We start from the raw sequence: 17,790 nt of genomic DNA on the forward strand, positions 1-17,790 counted from the left end.
ATTTAATTTTTAAAATTTTAGAAAATCCATATACATACTATAAATGTGGATATTAGAAAAAATAAAGAAAGTAATTTTCACTAATAGATATAGAAAAGTTATAAAGAAATTTTTATTGGGGAAATTTTTTATGTTTTTCTATATATATATATATATATATATAGTGTATATTTTAATAACAAATATAGTAAATAAAAATTAAATTTTGGGAGATTAACATGAAAAACCAAAGGAAAGCAATCATTGGTTTAGGAATTACTGCTGGAGTGACTGCTGCTTCTGCTTTAGTATCGGCTGGACTAGCATTATCACTTCATAGCAATTATAAAGTTCCACATAATCAAACTTATTTCTTTTTAGAATTAAAAAATGAAGTTCAAAAAACTCAAGAACAACTAAAATCATTTTCTATTTCTGAAAATTCAAAAAATAATACCAACGAAATCAAAAACCTTTTTAGTGAAATTGATCACGCCAATCAACTTCTTTCAAACGAAAATTCAAGCGTTGCATTGATGTTAGAGCAAAGAAACAAACTAAAGCACTTAGCGCCTAAAGCACTACTAAGTGTAACTACTATTGCTAATAAACCAGATGAATCTAAAAAATTAATTGAACAGTATTACTCATTAGTCAAAGATGTTGACTTTCAAAAAGTCATTGAAAATGCTAAAAATACTGTTGTTAGTTCACTTAATACTTCAAATAATATTGCATCCTTAAATGCTTTTTATAATGTTGTTGATCCACTAATTGTTCGACAAAATGAGTTTTCATTTTCACTTGAAACTAAGATTTGAACTGATTATGATAAACTATCAAAAGATAATTCAGTTTCATTAACAGCTCAAGAAAAAAGCGCCTTAATTTCAAGTATTGAACAAATTTTAAATTTACTTGCTGAACCTCAATATTCAAGAGATGCAATTCTTGAATATAATAAAGTTTATGATGAAATTGTCAAAAAACTAAGCATCAATAAAGCCCAAGAGAGCAAAAATTTACATAATTTCTTAAAAAATGTTATTCGGGTAAGAAATGAAATTGGTCTTTTAAAAATCAAAGAAGATGTCAAAAAGGACTTTTTTAAGCGTATTGATAATTACAAAGAAATGGCTTTAGCTCCAATTCCAACTTTAGCAGTTGATAAAGCTCATGAGATTGATTACTTAAATAAATTAGTTAATAATCAACTAGCAACTATTACTAGTGAAGATATAAATCAAAACAAGAATTTAACTTTATTAAGTCAAAATTTACAAGCTTTAAACGCTTTAAATGTTGATGAGAAAATCAAAGCTCTTATCAATAAACAAGTTGATTTAATTCAAAAAGATGTTAATGAACACCCAGAAAATGTTTTAAATTATATTTCACAAGCTAATAACTTAAAAACCGCTATTGAAAATATTGAAAAACTAATTAGTGACATTAAAGATAAAATCAACAAATATCTTAATATAAAAGACATTAGTGAGACAGACGCTAAAGGTTTTAATGATCAATTAAATGCAATTATTTTAGCTGAACATAAAGACATTAACGAATATTTAATAAATTTAAATGCTTTATATAATAAAATTTATGACAATAGTTTATTAAGCGGTGTTTTTAAAGATTCGTTAACAAAACTTAAACTGCAAGTTGAGGAATCATTATATAAAGGATTTGGAGTTGATAAAAATGCTTTAACTACAATTTTAGATAAAATTAATTCTTTAGTTAATAATGGAACTTCGCTAAAAGATCTAAATGATGGTCTACGAACTTTAAGTAATGGTCTTCGGGAAATTAATCGTATTGAGTTAAAAAACTTATATAAAGCTACTGTTTCGTTTTTAACTAAAGATAGTATTGTAAGTGAAGAAATTAAAGATCGCCTTATTGAATTAAATACCAAAACTAAACCATTAATTGAAGATAGCTCTGCCGCTATTAGAGATGATTTACAATTTTTAATTGGCGAATATAAAAAGCAACTTCAACGTGCTAACATTAGTGATGAATTACAAAAAACATTGCTTAAACACTTTCAAACCAAAGAGCATATTGAAAAAGTTTTTGGTGGCCCAGAGGAAATTTTAAAATCACCATTTGGGAAAAAATTACTTGAACATATTGATGAACTTAAAAAACAAGCTAAAATCATTGAACTAGACCCTAATCCTGATTTAGATGAAGAAACTAAAAAACAACTCCTTGCTCAAATTCAAAACAAACTTGATAATATCTTCAATAATGCACAAAATTACAAAGATTTAGAACAAGAAATTGCTAATGGAGATATAGCATTAGAATCTTCAAAAGGAAAAACTTCTGAGCAAGCTTCCTTAGAAAAAGAAGCTTTAGCAATTAAACAGTTGCAAAATGAAGGGTTCGAGGCTTTAAATAATGCTCCAACTTCAAAAGATGTTAATGAAATTGTTGATAAATTAAAAAACGCAATTAGTGATTATAAGGAAAAACAATCAGTTTATCAATCAACTAAAGCTTTAGAGGATAAATTTAAAGAAATTGAAGATACTTTTGCTCCTTATGCACCCGCAGGAAGCAAAACTCCAACTCAAGAAAATTTAACCAATAAATTAAAAGATTATCAAAAAGAACTAACTAATCCTACATTATCAAATGAAGAACGAGACAAAGTTAACGAAAAAATTGCTCATTTAGTTGAAGTGGTTGGAAACTTTAAAGAATTAGAAGTTGCTAACAATGCTTTAAAAGAATTAATCAAGGATACTGAAATTTTGGATTTTGCATCCTTTAAACCTGAGCAAGATTACACTAATGCTAAAAACTTAACCAAAGAAATTGATCAATACCTAATTGATGCTTTTAACGCACCTTTTAATCGTGCTGAAATAGAAGAAAAAATCAAACTTGTTCAAGTTCAAAGTAAAACTTTAGAGCTTGCAATTGCAGTTGCAATGCTTCGAAAAACCAACAGTGAAATTCAAGCTAATAAAATTACTAATGCATCTTTAGTTTCACAAGCTCCATATAATGTCATTAATACTTCAATTGAATCTCTTAATATTAAAGTTAACGACTTAATTAGTAATACCAGTAAAACGGCAGCACAAGTAAATTCATTAAATGATAGTTTAAAAGGATATGCAAATTTAGCAAGATCACTTAAAGCAAGTGCTGATAAACTTGCCTCTTTAAGTCAAAGCACCAATCCACTTGCATATCAAGCGCTGTTAGATTCAATTACAAATAAACCCAATGGTGGAGGAGTTGATGAACCAAGCAATTCGCTAATTAATTTTGGTGATAGCATTAGCATTATCAATTTTAAAACTCGAATTTTAAATGCTGAACTTGCTAAAACTGATACTCGGGTACAAGTTGAAAATAATATTAACACTTTAAAAATGGTTTATGGACAAAATGAGCAAAATCGTGCTATTTTTGATGAAGCGATTGCTGCATGAAATACCAAAATTAATACTTATACTGATTTATTAAAACAATTTTATGTTTCTCGAAATAATTTAGCAACCCTTAGAGATGATATTGATTTTTATCACACCACTCAAACAAACACTAAAAATGCTATTGAAAAAGCTTGAAATGATGCTCTTGCACTTAAAAATCAAACCCAAGCACAATTTGATGCTCGTAAACAAAATGATAATTTAACAACAGTCACTTTTACTGATGAAGCTTTTGCTGCTTTTGAGACTCTTAAAGATAAAAAGGATGCAAATAATAAATTTATCACTTTAACTCCTCAACTTCTAGATAAACTCAAAGAAGTACCGTTAGGGTATGCTAAAGATTTATTTATTCAATTAGCAGACCGAATCACTAATCGGATAACTCAATTATTTGATAATTATTCTCCCGAAGTAAAAAATACCTATGCAAATAATTGAAAAAATGCTATTAATAAATGAATTGAAGTACTTAAAACAACTATTAAAAGTTATTCTTCAGTTGATGATATTTTAAAAATTCAAAATGATTATTCGAAAGTTTTTGCTCTTAATCAATTAGCCGATCAATTTGATACTATTTTTAGATATTTAAATTCTACTAAATCTAGAGCTGGAGAAAGAACTTTTGCAACATTACAAAGAGAAAATCCAAATAATGCTTTATTTGCTAAATTACAAAATACAAACACTTATACAACTGCTGATGATGCAACCTTATATAATAAGACACGACAAACAATTATTTTATTAAGAAATGAACTTCGTAATACTTATTTAGATGTTGCTGATTTTCAAGGTGCTAAAGAAGTTCAAGTAGAACAAATTCGTCTTTATAGAGGAATCATTAGTCAAAAAATTCTTATTTCGCCTAGTATTGACATTACCTTACAAACACAAATTGAAAATAAACTAAATGAATTAATTGATAGCACTACCAATGCTACTTCTAAAAATGAATTGGTAAATTTTCATAATCAACTTAGTGATATAAAAATTAAACAAAAAGCTCTGTTAGATTTAGCAACACAAACTCAAACCTCTGAAGATTTAATTCGAAACTGAGACAATAATACAACTCCAGATCAAACAGGTAAAATATCTATTATTCATGCAATTGAAAATACCTACAATTCTTATAAAAATTCTTATTTAACATTAACTGAACAAGAACTTGTTTCTAAAAAACAACAACTAGAAAATTTAGGAATTTTATTTAATGACTTTGAACAAGTTTACAATCAAGTTCAACAAGATAAACAATCAGTTCCAATGAGCTATCCAGATGGAACTGGAGCTCAAGGAACTGGTAATGATGGACTAAATAAAATGAATGGGTATTATGATAATTTACTCACAATGCTTAACACTACCCCAGTAACTCAAGATAAAATTATCTCAGTAAGAGCAATTTTAAATACTTTAAGTAAATTAATTACCCTTCAAGCAGATAAAATTAACACTCAAACACAAGTAGTTAATGATAGCGAATACAGTAGCGTTGAATATAAAACTGGAACTAATGCCAATTATGGATTTGATACTGATGCTAAAAAACTTGCTGACGCAATTTTAAAAAGCATTCCTGATAATTCTAAGAGTGCTTTAGATATTGAAAATACTTTATATCCACAACTTGTAAGTGAATTTGACAATCAATATCATTTATATTTAGCTCGTAAAAATGGTTTAGATCTTATTTATAAAAATGGTAATGTTGATGCAGATAAAGGTATTAAAGTTAAACAAATTGAAAAAATCACTGTAAATAATCAAATTGATTCTATGTATGATGATTTAAAAGCTAAAATGAATGATTTTTTCCATACTGAAGCTGAAAAAATCCAAAATGCCAATGATACTACTACCATTGATAATTCAATTCAAACTGTTAGCGAAAGTGATGTTTTCTTTGATAAATATAAACAAATTGCTGAGTTAATTGCAAAAGCTAATGCAGCAAAAGCTTTAGTTAATGCTAATATTCAAGCAAATCCAAATGTCACTGAATCGCTCCAAAAAATTAATGAAGAAATAAATAAAGGAAAAAGCTATTACTACACTCAAAAAGATGTAGTAATGCTAGATAATAATATTTTCTTTTTAAACACATATATTGCACGTTTAAAACTTGCTACTCAAGTAGCTAATTTACTTAATAATTTAACTTCATTTAATACTGCTGAAGGAACTGCTGAGTTTTTAAGTGCTGATGCTAAAATTCCGCTTGAAAGCATTATTAATAAACCATTTACTGATTTAAAAGCAACTCCATCGCTTGAAACTCAACAAAATTACGAACGATTATTAGAAACTTATATTACTAGTTCATCTCCACAATCATTTAACGTGGCCTTTTTAAATTCTAAAGAATTGCAAGCAACTATTTATAAAGCTCAGCAATATTTAAATTCTTATAAAGCTAAATTAGCCAATAATGCTAATTATGAACCACAAAGCATCCAAGCTTTATACAATGCTCTTGAAAGTAAAATTACTGAAGCAACAACTATTTTAAAAGCAGCTAATCACAATGAAGTGGCTAAAGTTAGAGTTACTTCAGAATTATTTAACTCTAATGATGGAGCTTTAGATAAAATCTTTAAAGCTATTGATGCAAAAATCAAAGCACAATACAATAAAAACTTAGAATTAAGTAAATTTATGGTTGGAGCTTATGTTAATGGAAATGTAACTCCAAAATTACAAGATTATGATCAAGTAGCTCTTACTGACATTGAAACCACTGACATTAGCACTCCGCAAAAACTTGAAGAATTAAATACTAAATATCAAAATGCTATTGATAAATACGAGCAACAATCTTTAGATGTATTTAAATGAGAAGCTAATCGTTATAATTCTTTTAGATCCAAAATTCAGGTATATACTAACTTTTTTAGCGATACTAACAATGGAGTTGATAAAGAATTTATTTTAAAAGTAACAGGAATAACTCAAGGAACTTTAGATTCAATATTAAATAAATTAAGTGTTGCTGGAGCAAATTTACTTGATCCAAGTAATAGCAATAGCATTTATCAAAGAGTTTTAAATTATGCCTTAGAAGTAACTAAGGATGATGATCAAATTAGGGAGTTTTTAAAAGGAATTAATTCAAATAATATCGTTAAAGAACTTCATGAAATTGGAAGTGAATTTTTAAGTGATTTTCAAAATCTAATTTTAATTACTTCAGTTCCAAATGTTTTACTTGCTAAAAGTGAATATGAAAAAATTAATGAACAATTACAAGTAGATCAAGATAAAGGAACAGCAGGTTATACTTTACAACAAATAAACCAAAGAGATACAGTGGTAGGAAAAATTCAACCTATTAACAGTGGTTTAAATAATATCGATCCACAATTAAACGACAAATTACGTGCTGATGTTGATGAATCTCAAGATAATTTCAGTAGTGTTACTAACCTAACTAACGTTAATAATTTAAGAAAAAATTATTTTGACGATTTTAAATCTATTGTTGTTTCAATTGCTAAAGTTAAACAAAGACTTGATAGTTTAGTCTATGGAGAAAATGCCAATGATAGTGCTAATTTAAAAGATATTTTGCATAAGTATATTTTAGGAGACACTGGATTTGTTGGTCGAGCTAATATTGAGAATTTTTTAAAATTTATTGCTGATGCAAGTCAACTTAACCAAAGTGGGAATAATGATAAATTTAAATTAGTTAAAGATGAGTATCAAAAACTAGCAACCCCCGCTATTGAAAATGAAAAATTATTAGATAATCTAACTAAAAATCGTTCAAGCGATTTTGATATTTATAACGCTATTACAAAAGCTTTTTCAAGGGCATTAGCTTTACATGAGTGAATGAATACCCCAAGTAATAGAGATTTATTTTTTGATTATTTATCTCAAGTAACTAATGGAATTTTCAATTATCAAAATATTATTGCAAAAGATCGAACTCAAATTAGAGGATTTGTTGAATATCTCACTGGTAATAATATTCCTGAAAGTACTCTTAGAATTGATGGAATTGATTATAAAGCCAGAAGAATTGATTCAGCTTTTAGTTTTACTCAAGTTGATTCTTTTATTGGTGGTTTATTTGAAAAATTTAATGCTCTAAAAGGAAATGGAATTACTTTTAATAAAGATAATGTTGAAGTGTATATTTACAAATCAGATAACGCAAATGTTCCATATGTTGTTCAAAAAGATACCAATGACACTTCAATTAAACGGGGATTTGTTAATTTATACTTTAAATTTAAAAAGCCAGCAAGTTTAAATGATGCTAATAATGCTTTTGGAGATGTTGAGGATTTTGGAGTTAAGTTTGAAAATGTAGGAATTAACTTTAAAACCTTAGATCGTTTTGTTATTAGTGAAAAAAATATTACAAATTCACAAGCTTTAACGCAACCAATTTTTACTTTAGATGATGTTGGATGAAATAATTTGCAAGCTCCTTATTATTTATCGGCAGCTTTTACAAAATATTCAACTCTTAAAGCTCGTGAACAAGGAAATTCAAAAAACTACTTTACGGAAAATGTTAATAGTGATCTTTTTGGTCCTGATACAGATCCAACAACTCAACAATTTACATCAGGACCTGATTTTAGAGTTAAAGTCAAATTCGGAACCAATAGAACTTATAAAGGTTATAGACAAGTAGGAAACGCAATCTTTTGAAAAACTTTAAATCCACTTGTTGGAACTGTTTCAGATATTAAATATAAACAAAACGATCCTTATCTTAGTTCAGTTATTTCAAATGCGGATCGAAACTCAAATCAATACGAACAAAGATATCTATATAAAGTTAAAGATGGGACAAATAATAATTCAAATGATGATGTAGGTAAAACATTAGTTTTTTTACCACTTGTTATCGGAATTCCAGTAAGAAATACAGCTGGAGAAGACGCCTTATTAGTGCTTTCTTGACAAATATTTAACCGTTTCTCAACAGATACATCAAGTCAAAACGAAACTTTCTCACTTGGAAATGATGCTGTTTTAAGTAAAGAGTTTATTTTTAAACGCACTTCAGCAGGAAGTATTGCAACTCAAACTCAAAGTACGACTAATTTTTATGACCATATTATGAGCAAAATTAAATATCGCGACTTAGTTGGACTAACATTTATAAATTTACAATCTTCAGGCTTATGAGAACATGACCCACTTATTACTACTGATACACAAAATTCATTTGATCAAGGAATTGGAACAGCAGAATTTGCAAATGCCATTGGAACTGATGGTCGTTTTGAAATCCAATTCAAATTACATTAATGGAGACATATCATGCTTAAAAAAACAGCTAAAAAATCATTTATTATTACTTCAATAGCTACTGCTCCGCTTGCAGTAGGCTTAGGTGTGACATTATTTGCAATTCACTCAAATGAAGTAGTTAACACTAACACTGTATATGGAAATTTACTGCAAGGAGAAAATCTTTTTAAAATTTATTCTCCATATTTTGAGGTTTCAGATCAAGAAAAAGAGGCAATTGCCCAAAGCTACAATCAAGCTAAAGAAGATTGAAAAAGCAAAGATAAGTCTCTCCAGGAAAAATTAGCTTCTTTAGATAAAGCTCAAGCTCAAGCCTTTGATTTTTATATTAATCATTTAGACAAAACTAATTTTGATGAGCAAGAACCCACATTATTTTGAAATAAAATTCTAAATAACCAAGAAGGTCGTATTCGTGAATTAGATCTTAAAGATCAGCTTACTCAACTTAAAGAAGATCAGTCACTAAAATTCTTTGATGTTCTTTATACTGCAACAAATGAACAAAAAGAACAATATCTTAAAATGCTTTCAAATGAAATTTCTAAATTAGTGGTTAATCAAAATCAAATTTTAGATCCATTTATTAACTTATTACAAGGAACATCAACTAAAGTAGATAATATTTTATTTGATGGACTTAAAAAAGATGTTGTTAGTTCCTTAAGACCCCTATATTCCAGAATTATTAGCAGTAATATCCGGTTAAATGAAGTTCAAATTGCTTCGCAAGATACAAATAAAGAAGTGGATAAATTGCAAGAAGTTTTAGATTCTTCACAAGTGGAAATAAACGAAATTAATCAGTATTTAAAACTAATTCAACCATACACTGAAAGTGTCACATATAGCGACACACAAAAAAATAATGTCAAAAAATTTCTTGAATCAACAAAAATTAATTTAAATATTGCTTTAACTAAAGCTGATATTAATTCAATTCGTAATAATTTAGTGACCTTTTATCAACAAATTTCAGACCAACAAAGAAGCATTAGCGAAATTAAAGATGTTATTCGTGGATTAACTCAATATGTTAATGAATTTTCAAATTCACTTGATTTTAATAAACAAAAAATTGTTCAATTAATTAACACAACTCTTAATATTAGTGATAAAAATGCTTTAATTAGTGCTAAAGCGAATCTTTTTAGTGAATTTTATTCACTTAAATTTGTCGATGAATTATTACTTGAACTTAAAGAAAAAATTACTAATGCACAAAAAGATGATTTAATTTCTGAAAGTAAAGCAGTTATTGCTAATTCGCAAATTGACTTAATTTTATCTAAAAAAATCCCAAACAAAGAATTAGCAAATGAATTTTTTGCCTACTATAACTCCGAAAGTAAAGAATTAGATGCATTAAAATACTTAAATAATGAATTAAAACTCATTCAAAATCAAAGTAAAGTAATTAAGGAACTAAATTTTACCAATGATGATGTTATAAAAAAATTAAATGATTTAGAAAATCAAATAATTAAAACCTATTCAAATAATGTTACTTCAACATTTTTAGCACCAATTAACCATAAGCTTAACGAATCATTACGACTAATTTTAAAAGATGATTTAAAACAACTTATTGACCAAATGGATGAGCAAATGAAATTGCTTAGAAACTTAGATAATAAAGCCAATGAAGCAGTTTTAGTTGAAGCAAAAAAACTCAATGAAGTTTCTCTCCCAATGACAGTTGATTTTGATCCAACTCCTACAGCTACAATTATTAAGCAAATTAAGCAATATGATTTAAAATTACAAAATTTAATTAATGCTTATCATCAAACTCTAACTGAAGGAACTTCTGATTTTACTTATGATTATTTAAAAACCGTTTTTTCGGATAATAATGATAATTACGTTCTAACTCCAAATGAGCAAAAGAGAAATGATTTATATAACGATCTCAAAAAACGTCTTGACGAATTTAGAGACGCAATTAATAGAGGGAATGGAAATCCAGAAATTGAAAAAAAATTGGAAGAAATAACTGCTAAATTAAAAAATTTAACCAATACAGCCGGAAAATTTAGAGAACTTTCAAATTTAGATAAACAAGCTCAAGAAACTATTAATCGAAAATTACAAAGCGAAAACTCCGCTGCACTTAAACCTTATATTGATGCAGTTGAAAAAGTTCGTTCACAATTACAGGGACTTTTTGAAAATCCAAATGCAACCAATAATCAAATTCAAGATTTAATTAATCAACTTAATCAAGCTCTTAAAGAGTTAAATGAAGCTGATACAAAAATTATTATTAATCAAAAAATTAATGATTTAAAAAATGTAATTGAAGAAAAATTCCCTAACGGAATTAATACACCAGGTTCCGAAGCGTTAAATAAACACTTAAAACAGCTTATTGAAGATGCTAAAGATGTTTCAAATCCTGAAAAAAGTAACAAAACAATTGATGTAGCTAATGAACTAATTAAAATTACCCCTGTTTTGTTTGATTTAGAAGCAGACAAAAAACGTTTACTTACAATTATTGGAGAGAAAAATTCTACTCAATATAGCGGAATTAAAACTAAAGATGCAATTAACGCAGGACATGCACAAATTAAAAATGCTGATGAAGTAGTTGCAAGGTTAAATGATTTAAATAATATTCCTAATTTAGAAGCATTTGAAAATGAAAAAACTCAACTTTTACTTCGGGGAAATGAAATTTTACTTGCTTATGAGCAAGATAAAATCCAAAATCTTAATCAAGCAATTCAAGTAACAGCAAAAAATCAAACTACTGAAGCAAACACTCGTTATAAAGAACAATTAGAGCATCTTAATGATTATGCTACTGTTAAAAAATCAGAATTAATTTTGGAAAAAGCAACCGAAGCATCAGAAAAATTAGAAAAACTACTTCCTTTAGCTAGCATTAGTTCACAATTGCTTGATTTTTATAACCTTTACAATCAAGATCCAACCACATCTTTAGCTGGTTATATTAATAATTTATTATTAAATAATCAATTATTAGCTACTGATACTTTAGAAGAAATTGAGAATAAAACTACTACTTTAACTAAAGCAAAAGAAGTTATTGCGGCTAAAAAAGAATATTTAGATGAATACAATTCTCTTGCTTCAATTTTATCTAGCGATAGTAATTGAAAAATTTATGCTCAATTAAATCGTCAAATTTCATCAATTAAAGAACAAACTAATTCAATTATTTTTGATAATGATTTAACTGTTGAACAAATTCGTGCTAAAAAAGTTGAATTAAGTGCAAATATTAATACTTTTACTCGAACTAAAGCAAGGTTATTAGAAGATTTTAATCAAGCGGTAAGTAAAATTGAAAAACAATTAGCCCTTTTAGATGCGGATGTTGCTAAAATCAAACAAAGCAATCCAACATATAGCTTTGATACTTATTATCAAGTGGCCAAAACTAATTTTAATACCGATAAAAGTGAACTTCAACGAGAAAATGTTGATACTAGTGATATTAATGCTTACGAAGCAAAACTTAAAACTGCATACCAAAAAGATTTAGCTCTAAATAAACTTAAAGATTTAGAAACTTTTGCAACTGCAGCAGATTTTGGAAATACTGATTTACATAATAAAGCAAAAGTTGCACGAACAAGTTTTGACAATTTTATTAAAAATAAACTCAATAATCCGAATTTAACTTTGGAAGAATCGGAAAATCTTGTTGGTAAGATTGCACGCTTTTTTGATTTATTTGAACTTGAAAAGCGAGTAGCATCTCACATTGATCAAGTTCAAAATGATGGACCTCGTAGTGATTTACAAATTCTTTCAACATCTTTTTTAACCGAAACTTTTAATAGTACCATTCCTTCTTCTGATACTAATTATGATGATTTAGTTTCTAAACACGATGAATTACTTGGTGTTTTTAATAAAGAAAAACTTGATATTGAAACACTTAGAGATCAAATTATTTTAGCTTTAGAAAACACTGATTTAACCAAAGGGCAATATGGACTAGTAAAACTCACTAATGATGGATTGGGAAATAATTACGATCAAGTTGCTAAAGAGAAGCTTGATACTTTTGTTGATACTATTAAAAGAGAAACAATAATTTCTCCTGATCAAAATAATTTAAATGAGCTACTAGCAAAAGTTCAAAAAGCAAAAAGAGAAGTAACTGCTTTTGCACAATTAGCTCAAGCACAATTTAATGCCGAAGAAGAGCTTAATAATGCCTTAGATAATGATGATTCGCCAATTATTAATTATTATTCAGCAAAACTTAGAGGATTTATTAACGTAGCTCAAAGTGTTTATTTACGTGATAGTAATGAAGATAATAATCCAATATATAATGATTTAAAAAACAAAATCACTTTTACTACCGCAAAACTTGTTCAAGCAAATTTACTTGTTTCTAAATTAAAAGAAATTCGTGAAATTACTAACGCTACAGAATTTAATTTAAGAAATATTGACAATCAAAGCGGGATTGATAAACTAAATGAACTAAATAATTACCTAACTTCTTTTGAAACAACCGCACAAAATGATGATTTTTCTCAAGAAGCAACCGATAAAATAGCCACTTTAGTACAAAAAGCCACCTCTTTTAAAACTATTATCGACATTGATAATACTGTATTAGCAAAAGTAACTGAGTGAGTTAATGCTTCCCAAGCAACAAATACCACTGACATTAAATCACTACTTCAACTTGTGTGAGATAGTATTCCAACTGCTAATGCTCAAGCTAATGCTTCTTTAGGGAAAACTCAAGGAAATGAATATAACGTTAGTGATTTATTTGATTTAGCTTCACAAAGCACTAAAACTGATCAAGAATATAATACTTTAAGTGAAAAAATCGTTCGTGAAATTACTCAAAAACAAGCAGAAATTGAAACTAAAAACATTTATCGTAAAGCTACTGATGTTAAAATTCGAGCAATCAAAAACCAAACCTTTACTCCATTAGTTCATAACACTTTTAAAGATTCTTTACTCACATTTATAGCTACTTTAGAAACTCAAAACAACGCTCAAACTAGCTTTACTATTACCCCAGATGAAACTGGAGAATTAAATAAAATTAAAGCTCAAGTTGACATTATTACAACTAAATTTAATGATTTAAAAACTCTTGCAACTAAAGCTTATGAATTAAGTGTGTTAAATAGTCAAATTATTTCTAATGATAATACCGTTACTCAAGCTAAACAAGCAGCTCAAGCTTTAATTACCAAAGCTGAAGGTTATTATAACGACACTACTAAAATGTCTGCTAGCGGAGATGAATCAATTGCAAAAATTACCCAAGATCTTGAAGACCAATTTTTCAGATTAACTTTATTATCAAAATATCAAATTGTTAATAATTTATTCCAAAATGATAAAAGTTTAAGTGTTGATGAAAAAGCAGTTATTCAAGGAAAATTAACTGAGTTTAAAAATGCTTATGATAATAACACTAAAACTCCTCAAGAACTCTTTAGAACTTATTTTAGAGAACCTAATGAAGTTCAAGCAAGTGAGCCTGCAAGTGCTAAAAACACTTTAATTAAGTACGTTTTAGAAAATGCGATCAATCTTAAAAAAGCTTACACTGAAGCGCAAGCTTACTTAGATTTAAAAGATGATAATATTGATGATACTGAAGTAAAAAGTAAGCTTGAACAAATTACTAATACTTTAGCAAATGTCAATGGTCCAATTAATGTCAATAAAGTAACTAATAATGATGAAGCTACTAAAATTCAACTTTATAATCAAGTTAATAATGAAATTGAAGCACTTATTAGTGCCAAACGCGATCAGCTTGATCGTCAATTAGTATTGGATAATCAACTTAAAGATTATGTGGATAATAACTTTAATAAAAATAACTCTGCAGACCCATATGTTCCTAATTTCTTAGATTTAGCAATTACTAAGGTCACTGAAGCTAAAAATAATAAAGCTAATTTAACTTATTCAGAAGTAAATATTGTTCTTCAAAATGCAAAATCAGTTTTTGATGATCAAATTTTTGATTTATATGATAAAGCTAAAAATGAAGTTTTAAAAATTAAAAATACTTATATTGATTATTTTAATGACTTTAACCCAACTAATGTCACCGTTAGAAACGGATCGGGAATTTCTCAAGCTCAATATGCACCATTTTTAAATCTGGATGCTCTAGTAACTACTGCTTTAAGTCAAAATTTAACTACTGTTGATAATTACACTACTAAAATTAATACTATGATTGAAGCTATTAATGCTAATGCACCACAAGTAATTAATAATTTTGTTAGTGCTATTAAGCAAAATTATTTGCAAAAATTCAATCCTAAACCTGCAAGTGTTTCAGCTAATAATAAACCTGGATTTTATGTAAAATTATTTGATACTTTAGACCCCTTAAAACGTGCAATAAATGGAAAAACTGATAATCACTTTAAATACAATAATATCGAAAGTTTAGAAGCCCAATATAATGTGCTTAAAAGTGAATTTGAAAGTTTAAATGCTCTTTATAATGCCATTAAAGACAAAGATGATTCTACTTCGCTATCAACTTTTGCAACTCAATTGGATGATTTAAACCAAAAATATGTAGCATTTCAAAATAATGTTCGCACCACTACTAGAGCTATTTTAGATCAAAATCCACTTAGAGATATTTTTGCTGATTTATATACTGTTTCTTATGATGAAAATAATCAATATACTCAGCAAATTAAAGATGCTTTTTCAATGTTTAGAGCATCTTTAAATCAAAAAGTAATTGCTGTAACTCAAATTCCTACTTCAGGGTTTAATTTTGCTAATTTAAATCAAAATTCTAATAACGCAAATGAGATGTTTGAGATTTTAAGTCATTTATATGAATTGAAAGATTGAATTTTAGATCAAAACCATAAAAATATGCTTCTTACTCAGCTTGATACAAACCCTAACCAAACTAACCCTCTTCCAGCAACTGAAAATAGCATTATTGCTCAAAGTCAATTTAACAAAAAATATAAAGTAATTACTGCTGCAGATGGATTTACTCGCAAACAATTTATCGATAGATTCAACGAAATTGCTAACCTAAATGCCACTGCAAACCCAACAAGTGCAGATTTAGTCCGTATTGATAATAATGATAACTTTTTAGAGATGTTTAATCAATTTGCTTTCACTAAAAAAGATATTCATAATAATAGTGATGTTAAATCAATTTTTTCACCGGTAACTTTTAAAGTTTACCTTAAAAAAATTGATCCAAATAATTGATTTGAAAATGTTGATGAACCAAATAAAGCCGAAGTTGATCGTCGTTCATTAAAAGCTAAACTTGTTTATGAATATAAATCTAATGTAACCAATATCGGTGAACTAAAAACCGAAAGAGATGTTATTTTAACCTTTAAAACTTTAGATATAGCCCAAATTCCAGATGGAACTTCTAGTGTTTTCTTTACTCCAGCAACTGGAGTTGATTCAAAGTTTGGATATAAAGCTAAAGTCGAAGCTTTAGATGTTGATGAAGCGGGTTGAAATATTGCTACAGTAGCTAATAAACAAGCAGCTAACTATGAACAAATTCGAAATGAAGTTATTACTAAAGTGTATAACAAAATGAAAGAAGCTATTTTTGATTTAGGAAATTCTGTTTATACAGAAACTAATGCTGATGGAGTTTTAAAAGAAAAAGCAACTGAATATAGTAGTGAAATTTATACTAATGGATCTCACAATCCTGATTTAGATAATGTTGATTCGCTTGGAGGAGGACTTTCGAATCGTATTAGTGCCTTTTTAAATAATGATTTAAAAAACAAACGAAGCAAATATTCCTTTGATTTCCAAAATCAAGATAATATCGCTGTTACATTTAACACTTCATTGAGTACTATTAAACAAGATGAATACTTACGGATTTATCCAGTTGATAATGAAAAAGGATTTGCATTCTTGCAAATTCAAGGTGGATACTTAACAGGATTAGTCACACAGGGTAACGGACAGGGTAACGATTTTACCCCCCAAGCATACGATTCAAAAATTAAAGGTGGAGATTATTTTGTTTACGGTGGACGTGCAGATTATTGAAATATTGAACAAAATCAGCTTCCTACCGGAATTAACTTATATCTTTATAACTTTAACATTGATTATGATCCAGTTTTAAGAAAAGTTTATTTTTATAATTCGTGATTAGAAAATACTGTTTTATTACCTAATCCAAATTCCTTCGGTAATAAAATAGAACAATTTGCACAACAATTTAATAGTGCAGGTCGAAAAACTGATAAAGATTTCTTGCAACAAATAGCTAATAATTACAAAGTTATTCCTAATTATATTCCCACACCAAAAGATTTAGCTCGGATTATAGCAATTACAGCCGCTAATCCTCGACAATTCTTTTTAGGTAATTCATATGATATTACTTCACATAATTTACCATTAACTCAAGATGAATCACTAGGAACTGCTCCTATTTTCCCTTTAAATGGTGGACAAAGTCCAATATATAGAAGCAATTCTAGCGATTCTAGAAGTACTGAACTTAGAGGAGTAGATAGTTCCAATCCTTTTACAAGCAGAATGTCAAATATTTTACTTGTTAAAGATTCAGCTCGCAGTCCCCTTTATTCTGCTTCAATTAATAAATTTTGATTTAAAATTAGAAATCGTTAATAAAATTTTTTACTAATTAAAAAATGGAAAATTTTAAATTTTTCCATTTTTTGTTTTTTTCTTTAGTTTTTAGTATGCAAATAAGAAAGCTAGAGTAACTAAATTAAAATAAACAGCCAAAGAAGAAAATATCATAACTAAAGAAGAATTAATAGAGCTTATTAAAAATGGTGAAAAAATTGATATGGAATTTAAAAGTACTTACAATCAAATTGGTAAAGATGTTTATGATACGGTGTGTGCTTTTAATAATCGCATCGGCGGACATCTTATTTTATTAGGAGTTAATGATAATAAAGAAATCATTGGTATAAATTCCAAAGTGTTGATAAAAATCTTAAAGATTTTACTAAATCTATTAATAATTTAGATAAAATAAGACCTAAACTTTATCTTAAACCTGAAATTATTGATATTGAAAATTAAATGA

The 17,790-nt window shown here is 27.7% G+C and carries 3 protein-coding genes; all 3 read left to right on the forward strand.

Features of this window, described 5'->3' with window-relative positions; translation table 4 throughout:
- The first annotated feature begins 218 nt into the window (after nt 1-218).
- Nucleotides 219-8,720, forward strand: coding sequence for a hypothetical protein (locus EXC58_RS00460; RefSeq protein ID WP_129725104.1), 8,502 nt, complete (start codon nt 219-221; stop codon nt 8,718-8,720).
- A gap of 12 nt (nt 8,721-8,732) precedes the next feature.
- Nucleotides 8,733-17,360: a hypothetical protein gene (locus EXC58_RS00465; RefSeq protein ID WP_129725105.1), complete on the forward strand. Its 8,628-nt coding sequence runs from the start codon at nt 8,733-8,735 to the stop codon at nt 17,358-17,360.
- Nucleotides 17,361-17,544: 184 nt separating this feature from the next.
- A complete protein-coding gene (locus EXC58_RS00470; protein ID WP_129725106.1) occupies nt 17,545-17,730 on the forward strand; it encodes an AlbA family DNA-binding domain-containing protein in 186 nt (61 codons plus the stop codon).
- Nucleotides 17,731-17,790: the final 60 nt, after the last annotated feature.

Source organism: Mycoplasmopsis citelli, from assembly GCF_900660645.1.
Lineage (GTDB): Bacteria > Bacillota_I > Bacilli_A > Mycoplasmatales > Metamycoplasmataceae > Mycoplasmopsis > Mycoplasmopsis citelli.